We start from the raw sequence: 18,365 nt of genomic DNA, 5'->3' as shown, positions 1-18,365 counted from the left end.
AGAAATGATAGAATATAGTTAATATGAGAGGAATCCATGTTGCGCGATCTCACCATCCAAAATTATCGCTGTTTTAGAGATTTTCATATCGACGATCTAGCTAGGGTTAATCTGATAGTCGGTCAGAATAATAGTGGTAAAACTACTTTTTTGGAAGCCATTTATTTATTAGTCCAACAACAGAGTATTCAAGCTTTGTTTGATGTACTAAATGGTCGTGGCGAAATGAGTAACATAAAAACTCAACTTGCATCGGGTCAAGCAGTAAACCGCAGCAAGTATCAATTTGAACATATTTTTTACGGACATCAACTAACCCCAGATCGAAGTATTTACATTCAATCCCAGAAAGAAGAACAACTCTCACTCAAAATCCAAGCAAACCCTACAAACCAACAAGAGGTAATTCCGGTAGCTGAAGAACTAGAAACAAGATTTTTAGCATGGGAATTAATTGCTTACTACAATCAAAATTCCCGAGTCAAAATTTCAGTGCTGCGCGATGCGACTATTGCTAATATTAGTAGTTTACTTTCGGTTCAATCAACAGAGATACATGATAACTCTTTGTCGCTGGTTGGAGCCAGCAAAGATAATTATAATTTAATCAAAACTACGGCAATAACTTTTAACAAAATGGCTGGGCTTTGGGATGCTATTACACTGACACCAAAAGAAGAAAGCGTAGTAGCAGCAATGCAAATCTTAGAACCAGATGTAGAACGTATTAGTTTTACCAGTAATCCCACTAATAACAGTGGTATTTTGATTAAAATGAGAGGACAGAATCACCCAATTCCTCTAGGCAGTATGGGAGATGGTATGCAACGAATTCTTAGTATAGCAATGGTAGCAGTCTCATCAGAAAATGGGTTTTTGTTGGTTGATGAAATTGATACAGGTCTTTACTATCAAACCCAAACTGATATGTGGCGATTGATATTTGAAACAGCACAGCGATTGAACCTTCAAGTCTTTGCAACTACCCACAGTTGGGATTGTATAGCCGCATTTCAAGAAGCCTTAGAACAGTCAGAAGATAGTTCTGTTGGGAAATTATTTCGCTTGAGCCGGCGTGGCGAGGATATTCGTGCAGTTGAATACACTCCCGATGAATTGTCCGTTGCAGTGCGCCAAAGTATCGAGGTGCGCTGATGCCAACAGCACGAAAACCTCCTCAACCAAAACCTCAACAGTTATTGGTAGAAGGTAAGAATGATCGGCACGTAATCTGGGCTTTGTGCCAGCAATATCAACTGCCACAAACATTTTCCGTCGAAGTACCGCAAGAAGACGGTACAGAAGGAATTGAAGCGCTGCTAAATGGCTTGCCAGAAAGATTGAAAGCAGAGAATTTACGCACGTTGGGAATTGTGGTTGATGCCGATCGCAATTTAAGTGCGCGGTGGCAATCTCTTAAAGATAAACTGAGTTCGATCGGCTATCGAGATATCCCCCAATCTCCCCCTCCCGAAGGCTGGGTTTGCACACCTTCAGATCCATACTTGCCTCGCGTCGGAGTTTGGTTGATGCCAGACAATCAACTTTCTGGAATGTTAGAAGATTTTGTCGCCTATCTCATCCCCCCTGGCGACACGCTGCGTCCGAAAGCCGAAGCAATTTTACAAGAGCTCGAACAAGCCCGACTTAACCGCTACACTTTAATTCATCATCCCAAAGCGCTAATCCACACTTGGCTGGCATGGCAAAAAACGCCTGCAATGCCGATGGGACAAGCAATAACAGCGCAGGTGCTTAGCTGCGATTGCCCCATCGCCTTAATTTTTATTGAATGGTTAAAACATCTGTTTGAGCTAATTGCTCCATCCCCCGGATAATTAGTAATATCTAGTAATATTTCGCGATCGCTGAAAGCTTTATGATTCGCCGCTACATTGCTAGCATCAGCACCAGCATCTTAAAACGTACCTGCGCCGCAACTGCCTTGCTAGCCTTTACTTTGGGATGTTCGTCTACCAAGCCGCCCAACACCGCAGCGCCATCGAGTTCGATCGAATCGGCAGTCCTAGCCCAGTCCCCAACGTCTCTGTTAGCCCGAAACCCCAACAAATCCAAAAAATCCGTCAGCGCTGCTTCATGCCCCCAAAACGATGGCTTCACGGAGGCAGTTAACTTTGCCACCCAAGCTTCTAATTTGGCTCAATCAGCCAATTCAAAACAAGACTGGGACGAAGTAGCCGCCCTGTGGGTGCAGGCCGTCGCTTGGATGCAAGCGGTTCCCCCAGGCAGTCCCAGACGGGCGTTTGCGGAGAAAAAAGTAATCGAGTACATGAGAAATCTGGTGTATTCCCAGCAGCAAGCGGGCACAACCAGATCCCAAGCCAGTACAGTCAGCTTCAGCAGCGATTTGCTAAACGAACAACTAGAACTTTACCTCTCCTACGTTGCTGCGGTCGGCCCGCCAGATGTTTTGATTGTCGGCAGTTCCCGGGCATTGCAGGGCGTCGATCCCAAACAGCTAAAACAATCTTTGGCCCAAAGGGGCCGTCCGGGCTTAAAAGTATTTAACTTTTCAGTCAACGGCGCAACTGCACAAGTAGTTGACTTTCAACTGCGGCGACTTTTGAAGCCGGGTCATTTGCCTCAAATGATTGTCTGGGCGGATGGTGTGCGCGGATTTAACAGCGGCCGGGACGATCGCACTTTTAATTCGATCGTCGATTCTGAAGGCAGCCAACTTTTAGCAGCAGGCATTCGCCCCGAACTGCCGTCGGATGAACCCAACGAGATTCCGCTGTGTTATAGATTCCCGCAGCCCTGCGCTAACAACACTTTCCGCAAAGCATTGGCATCTGTCGATCGACCTTTCAGGGGCGGGCAAGATGCCCACCCCACACTCAAATTCCTGTCCAGTGGAACGGGCATCTTGCCCGTTGCTGACACCCACCCCACAATCAAATTCCTGTCTAGTGGAACCGGCATCTTGCCCGTTGCTGAGAATGCTGCAAAATATGAGTTAAAACCGATCGCAGCGAATGCAGCAACTCAAAAAGCACAATTGATTCCAGTCTCGCGACGCACAACAGTAGCCATCAGACAACTCAACCAATTGGCAGATTCGATCGACTCTAACGGATTTATGGCTATATCGGGCACTTACAACCCCAACACTTATTATCGAGAACGCGCTTACGTTTCAGGCCAGTACGATCGCGACTACGAAAACTTCAACCTCGGAGGCAAACAAGCAACAGCCTTTAATTCAGTTGTAGCATTTACCAAAGCTCGCAAAATTCCCCTAATTTTCGTTAATTTACCCCTCACCAACGACTACTTAGACGGAACTCGCCTGTGGGCAGAACAGCAGTTCCGGCAGCGAATGCAGCAACTCTCGCGGCAAAAAGGCTTCGCTTTCCGCGACTTGTCGCAGCGCTGGCCGGGCCGTAACGACTATTTTTTTGACCCCAGCCACCTCAACCGCTTTGGGGCGATCGCAGTTTCTCGCCTACTCGCGGCCGATTCCAGCATTATCTGGCCGCGGCCCAAATCCAGCCGCAGTGACGGGTGAAGGAAGTTCGGCAACGAGCACTGTACAAGATGTAACGGATGTAACGGATGGCAGGAAGAAGGAAGATGTGGAAATGCAGTCATAATAATATTTCTTATTCCCGGCTTTCTTTTTACCAGGCCAATCTTGGTAACGCATATCCACATGCTCTGCCTCGCAATGCTCAAAAATAGTTTAAAATCTAACCTGATGTCCAAAACCAATTTGTGCGATCGAACATTTTAAGATATTTCACTCAGCTTAAAATCTAACAATCAAAAATCCAAAATCGATAGATTGTGAGGTCACTCTAAAATCTAACAATCGAAAATCCAAAATCTAAAATCTAAAATCGATAGGTTGTGCAACTAAAACAAGTAATTATCGCCCACAAAGCCAGAGATACCCTCAGCCAGCGGTGGGCAGAACAGTGTGCCCGCCAATTAGAAAGTCGCGGGTGTCAGGTTTTAATGGGGCCCAGCGGCCCGAAAGATAACCCGTATCCGGTTTTTTTAGCTTCTAGTAACAGCCCAATTGATTTAGCGGTAGTGCTGGGGGGCGATGGTACGGCCCTAGCTGCCGCGCGGAATTTGGCGGCTGACGGCATCCCGATTTTGGCAGCGAATGTGGGGGGACATCTGGGCTTTTTAACCGAGTCTTTTGAGGATTTCCAAAATACTGAGGAGATTTGGGACAGACTTTCGGAAGATAGGTATGCTGTGCAAAAGCGGATGATGTTGCAGGCAACAGTTTTTGAGGGAAACAGAAGCAATCTCGAACCCCAAAGCGATCGATTTTTGGCACTAAATGAAATGTGTGTCAAACCTGCTTCAGCCGATCGAATGCCGAGCTGTATTCTAGAAATGGAAGTTGACGGCGAAGTAGTCGATCAGTATCAAGGCGACGGTTTAATTGTGGCAACTCCCACCGGTTCGACTTGCTACACCGCATCTGCCAACGGGCCGATTATGCACTCGGGAATGGAGGCGATCGCCGTTACTCCGATTTGCCCTTTGAGTTTATCCAGCCGGGCGATCGTACTCCCGCCCGGTTCAGTCGTCAGCATTTGGCCTTTAGCAGATTACGAACTCAGTACCAAACTCTGGACAGACGGCATTTTAGGTACTGCAATTTGGCCAGGACAGCGCGTAGACGTGCGGAGGGCAGACTGCGAAGCCCAGTTTATTATTTTGCGGGAAAACTATTCTTATTTCAACACTTTGAGGGAAAAACTTCACTGGGCAGGAGCCAGAATTCGGTACAGCAACAATCACCGCAATTAATCCGAATCATCCACCAGGAAACTGCATTAACCCCTGGGACACGTAAGGGTGAAAAAACCTGTTATATCAAATCCGTTAGCATCGGAATAGTAAATTCGAGTTCACTGTTCACTGTCAACCGTCAACCGTCAACCGTCAACCCATAATCTCTGTACTTTGTTAAGATCGCTCAATATCTTGACAAACAGCCTGATCTATGCAGATTTTCAAAAAATCAACCCGACCTTTCAACCCTCAAGATACATATCCCTGTCCCGTGTGCCGCACCGGTCAAATTTCCACTCTAGCGCTGATGGACGCCCTAGCTTGCAACTTCTGCCAGCACATTTATACCGCAAGCGTTGAAAGACAATCGCTCCAAATGGCCGATCGCCAACCGCCCGTAACTTGGCACTGGAACGGCAAACAGTGGATAGGAGCACACCTCGAAGGCGTAGAATTCGGATGGCCCTACTTTGCAGCGGCTTTTGGTCTAATTTTCCTTCCCACTACCTTGCTGGGACTTTCAGCTTACTATTTTCCCCCGGTTCCCGGCAGCCGGTTGTCCTGGCTGCCTGTAGCTTGGACAGGCTTAGCTTTTTTGTCGCATTTAGGCATTGTGCTGTGGTTGGTAGGTGAATTTTATCAATTCCCGGTGGTCACTTACTTCAGAGCTTGGGGGCGCAGGATAAGCCGGCGCTAGCTTAAATGCTCTCAAAAACCCGATTGCTCCAGGACGTTGCACCGACATCGATTCAGGTAAAATTAGAGGCGATCGCAAAATTCAATTCCCAATCAGCACTTAAGCAGCTATAATCGTTAGCTATTCTAAATAGTCAGATACAAACGCATTGCGATTTGTGAGGAGACGAATGAACATACTTGGAATCTCGGCGTATTACCACGACAGCGCCGCAGCCTTAATTCGCGACGGAGAAATTATCGCCGCAGCGCAGGAAGAAAGATTTTCCCGCAAAAAACACGACGCCAGATTTCCCAAGAATGCGATCGCTTATTGCTTGAAAGAAGCGAAAATAGATTTGCGGGAACTCGATCACATAGTCTTTTACGACAAACCTTTAGTCAAATTCGAGCGCCTTCTTGAAACCTATTTAGCCTACGCGCCCCAAGGTTTTAGCTCTTTCCTAAAAGCCATGCCGATATGGCTCAAAGAAAAGCTTTACCTCAAAACCATGCTCAAAAAAGATCTGGCAGCAATAGCAAACTGCAAAACGAATAAACTGCCATCTCTGCTATTTACCGAACACCACCAATCGCACGCAGCATCGGCATTTTTTCCCAGCCCCTTTGAAAAAGCAGCCGTTTTGTGCATCGACGGCGTGGGCGAGTGGGCCACAACCTCGGTTTGGTTGGGAGACGGGAACCAACTGACACCTCAGTGGGAAATAGATTTTCCCCACTCCTTGGGTTTGCTTTATTCAGCTTTCACCTATTACACCGGCTTCAAAGTCAACTCTGGTGAATACAAACTCATGGGTTTAGCTCCTTATGGCGAACCCAAGTATGTAGACAAAATTCTCAACTATTTAATCGACCTCAAAGATGACGGAACTTTCCGTTTGAACATGGATTATTTCAACTATGCAGTTGGCTTAACCATGACCAACAAGAAGTTTGACGAACTGTTTGAAGGGCCGCCGCGTCAAGCTGAAGGAAAATTGACTCAGCGAGAAATGGACATTGCAGCTTCCATTCAAGTTGTTACCGAAGAAGTTGTTTTGCGGCTTTGCAGAACAGTTAAAAAAGAATTGAATGTCGATTATCTTTGTCTTGCCGGCGGCGTTGCTCTCAACTGTGTTGCTAACGGCAGACTCTTGCGGGAAGGTATTTTCAAAGATATTTGGATTCAGCCGGCGGCGGGAGATGCTGGCGGTGCATTGGGTGCGGCTTTGGCGATTTGGTACCAATATTGCGAACAAACTCGCACTGTGAGCGCGAATTCGACAGCAAATAGTATAGAATCCCTCAAAACTGAACTGGTCACTACAAACGCAGCGGTTGATGAGAGGACTGAAGTTCTCACTGCAAACCAAGCGGTGGCAACTGTGGCTAAGTCTGTTGCTCATTTAACTTGTCACGATCAAATGCGTGGCTCATATTTGGGGCCGAGATTTACTGACGCAGAAATTCTCGAATATTTGGATGCTGTCAAAGCCAGCTATCACCGATTGGACGATGCCGAATTAATGCCGCAGTTGGCGGAAATTTTGGAACAGGGAAATGTGGTGGGATGGTTCCAGGGGCGGATGGAATTTGGGCCGCGAGCTCTGGGCGGTCGATCGATCATTGGGGATCCCCGCAGTGCTAAAATGCAGTCCGTGATGAACCTGAAAATTAAATATCGGGAATCATTTCGACCTTTTGCGCCGTCAATTTTAGCCGAACGAGTTGCCGATTATTTCGAGATTGACCATTCTAGCCCTTATATGCTATTGGTAGCACCTGTCAAGTCCAGTCTCCGCATTCCGATGACTGCAGAACAAGAGCAGTTGTTTGGCATTGAAAAGCTCAACATTCCGCGATCGGAGATTCCGGCTGTCACCCACGTCGATTACTCGGCTCGCATCCAAACTGTTCACAAAGAAACCAATCCTCGCTACTATGACTTAATCAGCCATTTTGAAGAGCGATCGGGCTGTTCTATTGTGGTAAATACTTCTTTCAACGTCCGAGGCGAACCGATTGTTTGCACTCCAGAAGATGCTTACCGCTGTTTCATGCGAACCGAAATGGACTATCTGGTTTTGGAAAATTACTTGCTTCCCAAGTCCGAACAAATTCCTTGGAAACAAGATGATGCTTGGAAAAATGAATTTGAACTAGATTAGTCATTAGTTATTAGTTATTAGTTATTAGTTGGTACGAATAACTAATAACTAATAACTAATTCCCAATTCCCAACTCCCCATTTCTAATGAGCGACGAAATTAAAAAACTCGACAAAAAAGGCTTGCGCGATTTCGGGCTGCTAATTGGTGGCTTGATTGCAGTGCTGTTCGGTTTAGCAGTACCTTTACTGAGGCGACATTCTCTACCTTGGTGGCCCTGGGCGATCGGCGCAGTCCTAATCGTGCTAGCATTGGTGGCGCCGAAATCGCTGAATCCCGTTTATCACGCGTGGATGCGCTTTGGACTTATTCTTAACAAAATCGAAACGCCGATCGTCCTAGGGATAGTTTTTTACCTGATAATTTGGCCGATGGGAGTTATTAAAAGCCTGTTGGGCGAAGATGCCATGCGGCGAAAACTCAATCCGAAAATGGATACTTACCGCGTCCCAAGTAAAGCAAGAACAAAAGTTAGTATGGAGCGTCCTTTCTAAGTGTTTGAATCAACATTAGACTTTCTCAAAGATTTGTGGGCGTTTATGAGAGAACGCCAAAAGTATTGGCTGTTGCCGTTAATTGTGACTTTAGTCTTTTTGGGAGCTTTGATTGTATTGAGTCACGGTTCTGTGATTGCTCCGTTTATTTACACCCTGTTTTGAAAGAATGAGCAAGTTGAAAAATTTGGGTGTCAATTTAGGTTTGACACTCGGCGGTTTATTTATGGGGGTGGTAATTGGTGAAGTTGGGTTGCGAGTTGCTAGAGTTGAGGGATATCCAAAAATAGGAGATTTCGTAGAGTCGGCGCCAACTCGTTTCCACACTTCCGATCCAAATTTGGGCTGGAAGCTGAAACCGGGTGCGTCGGGGGAGTGGAATGGGGAAGGTGCGAGTTTTGTGCAGGTGAATAGCGAGGGTTTGCGCGATCGCGAACATACAAAAGCAAAACCTCCAAATACTTTGCGGGTGGCGGTTTTGGGCGATTCTTTCACCGAAGCAATTCACGTACCTGTCGAACAAACATTCTGGTCGAAATTGGAACGAAAGTTAGGCAACTGCGAGGCCGTTAAGGGACGCAAAAAAGTTGAGGTCATCAATTTCGGCGTGCAGGGTTACGGTACTGCTCAAGAATTAATTATGCTGCGAAAAAAAGTGTGGGATTACAGTCCTGATATTGTAATTCTTGCTTTTTTTATTGGCAATGATGTGATAAATAATTCTCCGAAACTGGAATACGATCGCTACCGACCATTTTTTGCTTATGATGCTAGCGGCAAGTTAGTACCGGATATGTCTTTTCGCAACCTGGCGCCGATCGATCGCAACGAAAGAGCAGTTTCCTTCGTAGATCGAATGCCCAGTTTGATCGTCAACAATTCGCGAATTTTGCAGGTCATAAAAAAAGTAGACTTAGATCGGAAAAAGCGGGAGTTATCGGGGGACTTTACCACTTTAAGTACCCTGAACCTCAAGGAACCTCAAGATGCAGTTTGGCAAGAGGCTTGGAAGGTGACAGAGGGTTTGATTGTGACGATGCGGAATGAAGTCGTGCAGAAAAATGCTGATTTCTTAGTTGTGACAATCGGCGATCCGATGCAAGTTCGACCGGAGGCCGAGAGGCGAAAAAATTTTATGGAAAAGAACAACATTCAGGATTTGTTTTATCCCGATAAGCGGCTGGAAAAATTGGGCGCACGCGAGGGTTTTCGGGTACTAAATTTATCCGAACAGATCCAAGGTTACACTGAAAAATATCAAGTTTGCGCCCACGGTTTTGAGAATTCTGTACCCTGTGGGGGTCACTGGAATGAACTCGGACACCGACTGGCTAGTATCCTGATCAACCGAAATTTGTGCCAAAATTTGAAGCAGTCTCAACTCCCCAAAAAACAACCGTAAGCCGTCAAATTCAAATTTCATGAAAGATTCAACGATATTCAAAAAAAGCAAAAATATCTTCATTATAATCGCGGTTAATTTGGCGATCGCCTTTATTTGTCTGGAAGCTTTGTCGCTAGCTTTTTATTTTATCAACCAAAAGCAGTTTTTTTATACCAGAACTAAAGCCAAAGAAAAAGTAGTAGAAGATATTGAAAGGATCGGCATTAGACTGGATGAATCTATCGTAGAAAGACTGCACCCACTTTTTGGCTATGTACTCAAACAAGGTGCTTTCACTAATGAAAAATTAAAGTTAAAAGTCAACAAACACGGCTTTTTTTCCCTCTACGAATATCCCTTTGTTAAAAGCAATAAAAATCAAGTTATTATCGGAGTATTTGGCGGTTCAGTTGCGAATAACTTTGCAGTAGATGAATACGTAACTCGTAGATTGTCTAACAAATTGAAAACTTATCCAGAATTTGCGAACAAGGAAATTATTGTTTTAAATTTTGGCAACGGTGGCTACAAACAGCCCCAACAATTATTAATTTTAAATTACTTTCTGGCTTTGGGTCAAGAGTTAGATTTAGTCATCAATATTGACGGTTTTAACGAAGTAGCACTGTCAAATTTAAATAACAAAGCCCAAGTAGAAATAGGAATGCCAAGCGTTCAGCACATACAGCCTCTGACTGGTTTAGCCAACAACAACTTGTCACCGGAAGCTATGAGCTCTATCGTGCAAATTAACGAAAATAAAAAACAGTTGAAAGCAGGTATTGACAAATTGCAAACTTGTCAGCTTGCTTTGTGTCACGCTGTTACCTCGCTACAGGTGCAACAATTAGTCAACAATTACCAGCAAGCCGTTGTCAAGTACGATAGGCAAGTCAAAGAATCCAACCCAAACACGGCAAATAGCGGTATAGTATACATTCCCAAAGCAGACTTTGTTTTGCAGGATGTCGCTGCTTTTGACAAAATGGCATCAATATGGTACGAATCGTCGATCGGGATGAATCAAATTTTATCAAGTAGAAAGATTAAGTATTTTCACGTTATCCAGCCCAACCAGTATTATCCCACTAAGCGAGCGTTTACCGCCAAGGAAAACGAAATTGCGATCGACCAGAATAGCCCTTACATTGAAGGTGTGAAAAAAGGTTACCCGGTGATCTTGTCCAAAGTCGATGATTTGCAAAAAGCTGGGGTTAATGTTTTTAACGCAGTGAATATTTTAGATAATACAAAAGAGACGGTTTACAAAGATGCCTGCTGCCACTATAATTCCGTCGGAGACGAATTATTGGCAAACTATGTTTCTAGTTCCATTATTAAAGTAGTAAGAGAGTCGAAATAGAGGTTTATGAAAGATTTAAAATTACTCAAAAAAGGACAAGAATTTCTCAAGATAACTTTGATTAATTTATTGCTTTTACTGGTTTTCCTCGAGCTTGGCTCCTTGGGATGGTATTTTGTCAAGCACAAGCAATTTTTCTATACTAGAGAAAAGACGCAAGATAAATCTGCCTTGGGAATTAATTTAGAAGGAGTGCGACTCAATGAGTCTATAGTCGAAAGATTTCATCCTTTTTTTGGGTTTATTCAGAAACCAGGCCTTGACTTTCGCCCCGGCTTTAAAAATAACAACTATGGGTTTATCTCACCTTACGATTACCCTTTCAAAAAGACTAAACCCAATCAATTTATTATCGGAGTTTTTGGCGGTTCTGTGGCTTCTAATTATGGAATATTTGAAGTTCAAAATAAAATTTTACCTCAATACCTCAAGCAGCTTCCGGGTTTGAAAGATAAAGAATTTGTAATTTTGTCTTTTGCTACCGGCGGCTACAAACAACCCCAGCAATTATTGATTTTAAACTATTTTTTGGCTTTAGGGCAAGAATTGGATCTGGTCGTCAATATAGATGGTTTTAATGAAGTAGCACTTTCTAACTTAAACAATAAAAATCAAGTCGATTTGGCGATGCCAAGCATTCAGCATATTTTACCGCTGACTAGCTTGGCGAATAATAGCCTTTCTACCAAAGCTATGAAAGCAACTATCAGAATCCAAGAAAATAAAGCTAGGATTAATCAGGGTTTGGAACGTTTGCAAAACTGTTCTTTCGCTGCGTGCGATGCTTTGACTTCTGTTTACGTTCAAAATCTAGTTAATAACTATAAAACCGATGTTATTAAATTTGAAAAAGAACGGAATAAACAAAAAAAAGATGACAGCGGCAGCGTTATTTACATCAATACTAATAAATCGGTTTTACAGGATTCAGTAGCTTTTCAAGAAATGGCGTTAAATTGGGCAAAAAGTTCAATTTTTATGCACAAAGTTCTGTCTGCTAGTAATGTGCCTTATTTTCATGTTCTTCAGCCTAATCAATATTATCAGACGAAAAGAGTGTTTCCTGAAGCCGAAAAGCAGATTGCTTTTAACAAGGATACTCCTTATGCTAAAGCTGTGCAAATTGGATATCCGGCTCTTTTCAAAAAGTTTCCTAATTTGGAAAAAAATAATATTAATCTAGTGAATGCTGTCAATGTTTTTGACAAGACTAAAGAGGCTGTTTATGTAGATAGCTGCTGCCACTACAATCAAGCTGGAGAGGTAGTTTTTAGCAATTATGTGGGCCGTTCTATTCTGGAATCTTTGCGGAAAGATGCGGCTAGAAGCAAAAAGAAGTAGGTCTGAAATATTCGCGGAATGGTCAATGTAGGGTGCGCCTAGCGCACCTTACCGCTGAGTTTAAATTTTAGGTTGTTGGTTGGGTTCTAGATCGATCGCCCGCTGAGTCGATCGGCATTACCAAGATTTTATCAACTCGGTTCCCGTCCATATCGACTACTTCCACGCGCAAACCATTCCACTCAAAATGCTCGGCTGCTGTGGGAATTTTGCCCAAATTAGTAATCACAAAACCGCCCATTGTGTGGTAACTTCCTTTGTGTTCTGCTGACAATTCTTCAATTCCAAACAACTCAAAAAAATCTTCGACTGCTAGCATTCCGTCTAACAGCCAAGAACCGTCTTCGCGCTGCACGGCTTGAGGCTCGTCTGCATCTTCAATAGAGGGAAAGTCCCCCACCAATTCGACTAAAATGTCGTTGACTGTGACCAATCCTTGAATCACCCCGTATTCGTCTACTACCAAGGCAATTTGATTGCTAGATTGTTTGAACAGTTCTAATACTTTTAAACCCCGCGTGCTTTCCGGTACAAATAACGGTCGCCGTAAAGAAGCGCTTAAATCGAGGGGTTGACCAGTTAAAGTCCGCGACAGCATATCAGTAACGTGTACTAAACCGACAACGTTGTCGAGTCCTCCCTGACACACCGGAAACCGAGAATGACCGCTGCCGAGCATTTTTTGGCGATTTTCTTCTACTGAGTCGTCGAGGTCGAGCCAGGTAAGATCGGGACGCGGGGTCATTAAGGCGCTGACTCGCCGATCGCCCAAACGAAAGACTCTTTCCACCATATCTTGTTCGGCTTCTTCAAAGGTTCCGGCTTCGGTTCCTTGCTCGATTAAAACTTTAATTTCCTCTTCTGTAACTTGCGGTTCTGTCGAGGGCGATATCCTCAGCATTCGCATCACCAAGTCAGTGGAATGACTTAACAGATAAACCGCAGGAGCGCCAATTTTTGAGAGCATTCGCATGGGAATGGCGACGCTTGAAGCGATCGGCTCTGGGTTGTTGAGTGCCAGCCGCTTTGGCACCAGTTCGCCGATAATTAAGGTCAGATAAGTGATGGTTAAAACTGCTACTACTGACGCGATCGTCTGAGAGTAGGGCGCCAGGGCCGGAACCAGCCGCAACAAAGGCTCTACCCTTTTAGCAATTGTCGTTTCTCCGAAAGCGCCCGACAGAATGGCCAGCATCGTAATCCCGATTTGAACTGTCGGCAAGAACTGATTGGGGGCATTAGCCAGATCCAAGGCTATGCGGGCATTGGCTGAACCTTGGTTGGCCATCTGTTGCAGTCTCACCTTCCGTACAGAGATGATGGCCATCTCTGACATCACAAACAAGCCATTGAGGAAAATTAGCAAGAGAACAATCAGAATATCGGTACTTGGGGACATTTCTAAAATTTTCGGTAGTAACGGCGAAGCGCTCTGCCCGGTTAAAGGAGAAGCCTGCAAGCTGCGAATCTCGATGGCAAAATCGAAATTTTTTCTAAACCTGTCACTAGATTAACGGAACTGGCTCAATCGCGATCGCAGGATCGAGATATTAAAGCAGAAATCTATCGCCAGTTAAGTTCCCAGGCGTCAACCGCAGAGCGGTACAATCATGGATGTTTGTCGTACAATCTCCTTAACAGGCAAAGGGAAAGAGCCGGAGCCGATCGGGGATTAAAATTAAAAGCGCATGACTTTCTCTTCAATAATTCGTACCCTGGGGCGATCGCCCCTAGCCACAGAACTTCTCAACAAGCTCAAACGGCATCGCTGCTTGCAACTGTCCGGCATCGCCCGTTTGCCTAAAGGTTTAGTAGCTTCCGCCCTCGCACAGCAAGAGGGGCGAAACTTATTGGCAGTAACAGCTACTTTAGAAGAAGCCGGTCGCTGGGTGGCTTCTTTAGAGGCGATGGGCTGGCAAACCGTACATTTTTACCCGACTTCGGAGACCTCACCCTACGAGCTATCTTACTCCGACGAAAATGAAATGACGTGGGGGCAAATGCAGGTGCTGGCGGATTTGGTGGATAAGGAAGAAAAAACCGCCAATCAGTCGAAGCCGATCGCGATTGTAGCTACCGAAAGAGCTCTCCAGTCTCACTTGCCGCCGCCTGCTGCTTTTGAACCCTACTGTCTGACGCTAAAGCGAGGTGCGGTTCAAGACTCGAAGATTTTAGACCGCCAACTTGCTTCAATGGGCTACGATCGGGTGGCTCTGGTGGAAATGGAGGGTCAATGGAGCCGTCGGGGCGATATTGTCGATGTGTTTCCGGTGGCGGCTGAGTTGCCGGTGCGGCTGGAGTGGTTTGGGGATGATTTGGAACAAATTCGGGAGTTTGACCCGTCTTCGCAGCGATCGCTCGATAAGGTCGAGCGATTAGTTTTAACTCCTACTAATTTTAATACAATTATTAAAGCAGTTTTAGCTGAAAAAAATATTGACGAAATCAACCGCGTAGGCTCTATTGACACAGAAGAAAATGAAACCGAAAAATTTGTCCGCCGGCTGTTGGGTTTAGCGTTTGAAAAACCTGCATCTTTGTTGAATTATTTGCCCGAAAATACTTTAGTTGTTATTGACGAGCCGCAAGGGTGCGAAGCTCACAGCGACCGCTGGTTTGAGAATGCACAGGAACAGTGGAATAATTGCAATCGCGAATCGGAAGTTTCTGGTGCGGGAACAGACAACTTGCCAATTGCTAATTTGAAAGTTCCGAAAATTCACCGCACTTTTGCTGAATCTATGGTCGATGTCGCAGCTTTCGACAGGCTAGAACTTTCAGAATTGGCAGAAGATTCTACGGCTAAAAAATTTCAAAGCTCTGCGGAGGGCGACCAACTACCGTCTGCGATTAATTTGGCTTCTCGGCCTGTGCCGGTGATGCCTCACCAATTTGCTAAGCTGTCTCAAATGCTCAGGGAAGAGCGCGATCGGGGTTTTACCATTTTTCTGGTTTCTGCTCAACCGAGCCGATCGGTTTCTCTGCTGTCGGAACACGACTGTCCGGCTCAGTTTGTGGTAAATCCGCGCGATTATTTGGCGATCGATAAGTTGCAATTGCAGCACATTCCGGTTGCTTTGAAGTACAGCGGCTTAGCAGAATTAGAAGGGTTTATTCTGCCGACTTTTCGGATTGTTTTAATTACCGATCGGGAATTTTACGGTCAGCATTCTCTTGCTACTTTTAGCTACGTCCGCAAGCGCCGCCGCGCTGCTTCTAAGCAAGTAGACCCGAATAAATTAAGCCCTGGTGATTATGTGGTTCACCGCCAGCACGGAGTGGGAAAATTTATCAAGTTAGAACGTTTGACTATCGATCGGGAAACTCGCGAATATTTGCTGATACAATACGCTGACGGTACTCTGAGAGTGGCGGCAGATCAATTGGGCGCTTTGTCGAGGTTTCGGACGGTAGGCGATAAAGTACCGGATCTAAACAAGCTGACAGGTCAAACTTGGGAAAAAACTAAAACAAAGGTTCGCAAAGCTGTTAAAAAATTGGCAGTGGATTTGCTGAATCTTTATGCTAAAAGAGCTAAACAAACAGGTTACGCTTTTCCTCCTGATATGCCTTGGCAACAAGAATTAGAGGATTCTTTTCCTTACCAGCCAACGCCGGATCAGTTGAAGGCAACTCAGGATGTGAAACGCGACATGGAGGGCGATCGACCGATGGATCGCTTGGTCTGCGGCGATGTCGGTTTTGGCAAGACAGAAGTTGCTCTGAGAGCGATTTTTAAGGCGGTTACGGCGGGCAAGCAGGTGGCTTTGCTCGCGCCGACGACGATTTTGACCCAACAACACTATCACACGCTCTCGGAGCGTTTTTCCCCTTATCCGATCGAAGTTGGTTTGCTCAATCGCTTTCGCACTGAAACCGAGCGCCGGGAGATTCACAAGCGTTTGGCGACTGGGGAATTAGACGTGATTGTCGGTACTCAAGCTGTTTTGAGCAAAGCGATTAAATTTCGGGATTTGGGTTTGTTGGTGGTGGATGAAGAACAGCGGTTTGGGGTTAAGCAAAAGGAAGCGATTAAAGCTCTCAAAACAGAGGTAGATGTTCTGACTCTGACAGCAACGCCGATTCCCCGGACTTTGTATATGTCGCTGTCGGGGATTCGCGAGATGAGTTTAATTGCGACTCCGCCTCCCAGCAGGCGCCCGATTCAGACGCATTTGGCTCCCTATAACCCGGAAACGGTGCGATCGGCAATTCGTCAAGAGTTGGACAGGGGCGGTCAGGTTTTTTACGTGGTGCCGCGGATTGAGGGGATTGATGAGTTGGCGGATAAGTTGCAGGAGATGGTTCCGGGGGCGAGAATTGCCATCGCCCACGGTCAAATGGAGGCTTCGGAATTAGAATCGATCATGCTGACTTTCAGTGCGGCGGAGTTCGATATTTTGGTGTGTACGACGATTATTGAGTCGGGTTTAGATATTCCGCGAGTCAATACCATTTTAATTGAGGACGCGCAGCGGTTTGGTTTGGGTCAACTGTACCAGTTGCGGGGACGGGTGGGACGCGCGGGGATTCAAGCTCACGCTTGGCTGTTTTATCCCAAGCAGAACCAACTGTCGGATGCTGCAAGGCAGAGGTTGCGGGCAATTCAAGAGTTTGCCCAGTTGGGATCGGGCTATCAGTTGGCCGTCCGAGATATGGAAATTCGCGGTTCGGGTGATGTTTTGGGTACTGAACAGTCTGGCCAAATGGAGGCGATCGGTTTTGATTTGTATGCTGAAATGTTAGAGGAGGCTATTCGGGAAATCAAGGGTCAGGAAATTCCGAAAGTGGAGGACGCGCAAATCGACCTCACTTTGACGGCGTTTATTCCTGCCGATTACATCGCAGATTTGGATCAAAAGATGAGCGCTTACCGGTCTGTGGCTTCTGCTAATACCCCTGAAGAATTACAGCAGATTCAGGCTGATTGGTGCGATCGTTACGGGCCAATTCCTCTTCCCGCCCAGCAACTTATCCGTATTGTCGAACTCAAACAAATCGCTAAAAAAATTGGTTTTTCTCGGATAAAACCGGAGAATAAGCAGCACATTGTGTTGGAAACACCTATGGAGGAGCCTGCTTGGAATTTGCTTAAGGCTAAGTTGCCGGAACATTTGCAAGCTCGTTTTGTCTACAGCAAGGGGAAGGTTACTATTCGAGGTATGGCTGTTTTGACGGCCCAAAAGCAATTGGATAATTTGATTGATTGGCTGGGTAAAATGCAGAACGCTTTGCCGGAAGCAAATCTTTAATTTTGATATATAATCGCCCAATCTAGCGCCCTGCCGAAACCACAGAATTATACCGATAGAACCGGAAAAAATATTACTGCTGTTTTCATGATTGTTTTAGCGACAGAAAGGATTAAAATCGTGAAAAGGTTAGTGAATGTTTTTTTGGCGATCGCCCTACTGCAAGGAGTGCCTATGGCGGTTCAATCTCAAGAAATAATTGACCCGATAGACCGGGTTGTGAGTGCAGGGTTGATGAATAAAGATGCCAGTGGCAATTTTCATGCTGAGGGTCTTGTCAGTCGCGCCGATTTGGCGGTGATTTTAGTAAAAACTTTTGGTTTGGAACGGCGGAAAACAGCTCAGAAACCGGATCGGGAATTGCCGGACGTACCGAAGAGTTACTCGGCTTACAGTGCTATTCAAACTGTTTTGAAAACGGGAACAATGAGTGGATATCGCGACGGAATGTTTTTCCCAAATCAAAGGGTGACTCGCGCTGAAGCTTTGGCGATTTTTGCTCAAGCTTACGGGGTTTTTCAGTTTCCCGATGCCAGTATTTCCGAGATTTTAGCTAAGTATCCAGATGCAGGGGAAATTCCTAATTGGGCTAGAAAGTCTATTGCTACTGCACTTTATGAAGGGTTTGTTAATGTTGAACTCGGAACTAATAAGATTAATCCTTTGAAGCCGATGACTCGCTGGGATATCGCTTACGCTTTGAGCAAGTATTTGGAGCGGCAGATAAGGCCGACTTCTTTGCCTGTCCCGGACGAGCAGCCTCCCGATCGCGGCGTGGGAAGGTGATAGTGTTGACTTGTGATATTCTTTCCGGTTACACCGGAATGATGTTGACAGTTGACGGTTGACGGTTGACAGTCAACCGTCAACTCGAATTTACTATTCCGATGCTAACGGATTTGATATGAGTTA

General features: G+C 45.4%; 14 protein-coding genes. 13 read left to right on the top strand and 1 reads right to left on the bottom strand.

The window, feature by feature from the left end; all coding sequences use genetic code 11:
• Nucleotides 1-36 precede the first annotated feature (36 nt).
• From QUA45_RS03920 to QUA45_RS03870, 11 genes are all read left to right on the top strand, one after another.
• Complete coding sequence (locus tag QUA45_RS03920; protein ID WP_333098149.1) at nt 37-1,155, top strand: ATP-binding protein; 1,119 nt, start codon at nt 37-39, stop codon at nt 1,153-1,155.
• Nucleotides 1,155-1,838, top strand: a complete 684-nt coding sequence (locus QUA45_RS03915; RefSeq protein WP_333219575.1) for a DUF3226 domain-containing protein — start codon at nt 1,155-1,157, stop codon at nt 1,836-1,838. The genes QUA45_RS03920 and QUA45_RS03915 overlap by 1 nt, the downstream gene beginning before the upstream one ends.
• A 41-nt stretch (nt 1,839-1,879) precedes the next feature.
• Nucleotides 1,880-3,529 carry a hypothetical protein gene (locus QUA45_RS03910; protein WP_333098153.1) on the top strand — a complete coding sequence of 550 codons (1,650 nt, stop codon included), beginning with the start codon at nt 1,880-1,882 and terminating at the stop codon, nt 3,527-3,529.
• A gap of 341 nt (nt 3,530-3,870) precedes the next feature.
• Nucleotides 3,871-4,791: an NAD(+) kinase gene (locus QUA45_RS03905; RefSeq protein ID WP_333098154.1), complete on the top strand. Its 921-nt coding sequence runs from the start codon at nt 3,871-3,873 to the stop codon at nt 4,789-4,791.
• 196 nt (nt 4,792-4,987) lie between these two features.
• Entirely contained in the window at nt 4,988-5,473 is a 486-nt protein-coding gene (locus tag QUA45_RS03900) for a hypothetical protein (protein WP_333098156.1), read from the top strand.
• A 169-nt stretch (nt 5,474-5,642) separates the two neighbouring features.
• Nucleotides 5,643-7,619 (top strand): carbamoyltransferase, encoded by a 1,977-nt coding sequence (locus QUA45_RS03895; protein ID WP_333098158.1) that lies wholly within the window; start codon nt 5,643-5,645, stop codon nt 7,617-7,619.
• Nucleotides 7,620-7,705: 86 nt separating this feature from the next.
• Nucleotides 7,706-8,113 (top strand): SxtJ family membrane protein, encoded by a 408-nt coding sequence (locus QUA45_RS03890; RefSeq protein ID WP_333069520.1) that lies wholly within the window; start codon nt 7,706-7,708, stop codon nt 8,111-8,113.
• On the top strand, nt 8,114-8,278 hold the full coding sequence (locus QUA45_RS03885) for a DUF5989 family protein (protein WP_333069521.1): 165 nt from the start codon (nt 8,114-8,116) through the stop codon (nt 8,276-8,278). It abuts the gene before it with no gap.
• A gap of 4 nt (nt 8,279-8,282) precedes the next feature.
• Nucleotides 8,283-9,515, top strand: coding sequence for an SGNH/GDSL hydrolase family protein (locus tag QUA45_RS03880; RefSeq protein ID WP_333098159.1), 1,233 nt, complete (start codon nt 8,283-8,285; stop codon nt 9,513-9,515).
• A 19-nt stretch (nt 9,516-9,534) separates the two neighbouring features.
• The gene (locus QUA45_RS03875) at nt 9,535-10,860 is read left to right on the top strand and encodes a hypothetical protein (RefSeq protein WP_333098161.1); all 1,326 of its coding nucleotides are present in this window, start codon (nt 9,535-9,537) and stop codon (nt 10,858-10,860) included.
• Nucleotides 10,861-10,866: 6 nt separating this feature from the next.
• On the top strand, nt 10,867-12,201 hold the full coding sequence (locus QUA45_RS03870) for a hypothetical protein (protein WP_333098164.1): 1,335 nt from the start codon (nt 10,867-10,869) through the stop codon (nt 12,199-12,201).
• A 67-nt stretch (nt 12,202-12,268) separates the two neighbouring features.
• Here QUA45_RS03870 and QUA45_RS03865 read toward each other — a convergent pair whose 3' ends face one another.
• Nucleotides 12,269-13,600 carry a hemolysin family protein gene (locus QUA45_RS03865; RefSeq protein WP_333098166.1) on the bottom strand — a complete coding sequence of 444 codons (1,332 nt, stop codon included), beginning with the start codon at nt 13,598-13,600 and terminating at the stop codon, nt 12,269-12,271.
• Nucleotides 13,601-13,889: 289 nt separating this feature from the next.
• Between QUA45_RS03865 and mfd the strand changes: the two genes are divergently transcribed.
• Nucleotides 13,890-17,453: a transcription-repair coupling factor gene (gene mfd / locus QUA45_RS03860; RefSeq protein ID WP_333219573.1), complete on the top strand. Its 3,564-nt coding sequence runs from the start codon at nt 13,890-13,892 to the stop codon at nt 17,451-17,453.
• A gap of 132 nt (nt 17,454-17,585) precedes the next feature.
• The gene (locus tag QUA45_RS03855; protein WP_333219571.1) at nt 17,586-18,239 is read left to right on the top strand and encodes an S-layer homology domain-containing protein; all 654 of its coding nucleotides are present in this window, start codon (nt 17,586-17,588) and stop codon (nt 18,237-18,239) included.
• Nucleotides 18,240-18,365: the final 126 nt, after the last annotated feature.

Source organism: Microcoleus sp. Pol12A5 (assembly GCF_036701435.1).
GTDB lineage: Bacteria > Cyanobacteriota > Cyanobacteriia > Cyanobacteriales > Microcoleaceae > Microcoleus.
Note: the sequence above shows the minus strand (reverse complement) of the source record. Positions and strands in the feature narration are given on the sequence as shown.

What these genes read in the sequence shown, in the direction of transcription:
- mfd (WP_333219573.1), top strand. Translation starts at nt 13,890, where the DNA reads ATGACTTTCTCTTCAATAATTCGTACCCTGGGGCGATCGCCCCTAGCC.
- QUA45_RS03875 (WP_333098161.1), top strand. Translation starts at nt 9,535, where the DNA reads ATGAAAGATTCAACGATATTCAAAAAAAGCAAAAATATCTTCATTATA.
- QUA45_RS03920 (WP_333098149.1), top strand. Translation starts at nt 37, where the DNA reads ATGTTGCGCGATCTCACCATCCAAAATTATCGCTGTTTTAGAGATTTT.
- QUA45_RS03900 (WP_333098156.1), top strand. Translation starts at nt 4,988, where the DNA reads ATGCAGATTTTCAAAAAATCAACCCGACCTTTCAACCCTCAAGATACA.
- QUA45_RS03895 (WP_333098158.1), top strand. Translation starts at nt 5,643, where the DNA reads ATGAACATACTTGGAATCTCGGCGTATTACCACGACAGCGCCGCAGCC.
- QUA45_RS03870 (WP_333098164.1), top strand. Translation starts at nt 10,867, where the DNA reads ATGAAAGATTTAAAATTACTCAAAAAAGGACAAGAATTTCTCAAGATA.
- QUA45_RS03880 (WP_333098159.1), top strand. Translation starts at nt 8,283, where the DNA reads ATGAGCAAGTTGAAAAATTTGGGTGTCAATTTAGGTTTGACACTCGGC.
- QUA45_RS03890 (WP_333069520.1), top strand. Translation starts at nt 7,706, where the DNA reads ATGAGCGACGAAATTAAAAAACTCGACAAAAAAGGCTTGCGCGATTTC.
- QUA45_RS03910 (WP_333098153.1), top strand. Translation starts at nt 1,880, where the DNA reads ATGATTCGCCGCTACATTGCTAGCATCAGCACCAGCATCTTAAAACGT.
- QUA45_RS03865 (WP_333098166.1), bottom strand. Translation starts at nt 13,600, where the DNA reads ATGTCCCCAAGTACCGATATTCTGATTGTTCTCTTGCTAATTTTCCTC.
- QUA45_RS03915 (WP_333219575.1), top strand. Translation starts at nt 1,155, where the DNA reads ATGCCAACAGCACGAAAACCTCCTCAACCAAAACCTCAACAGTTATTG.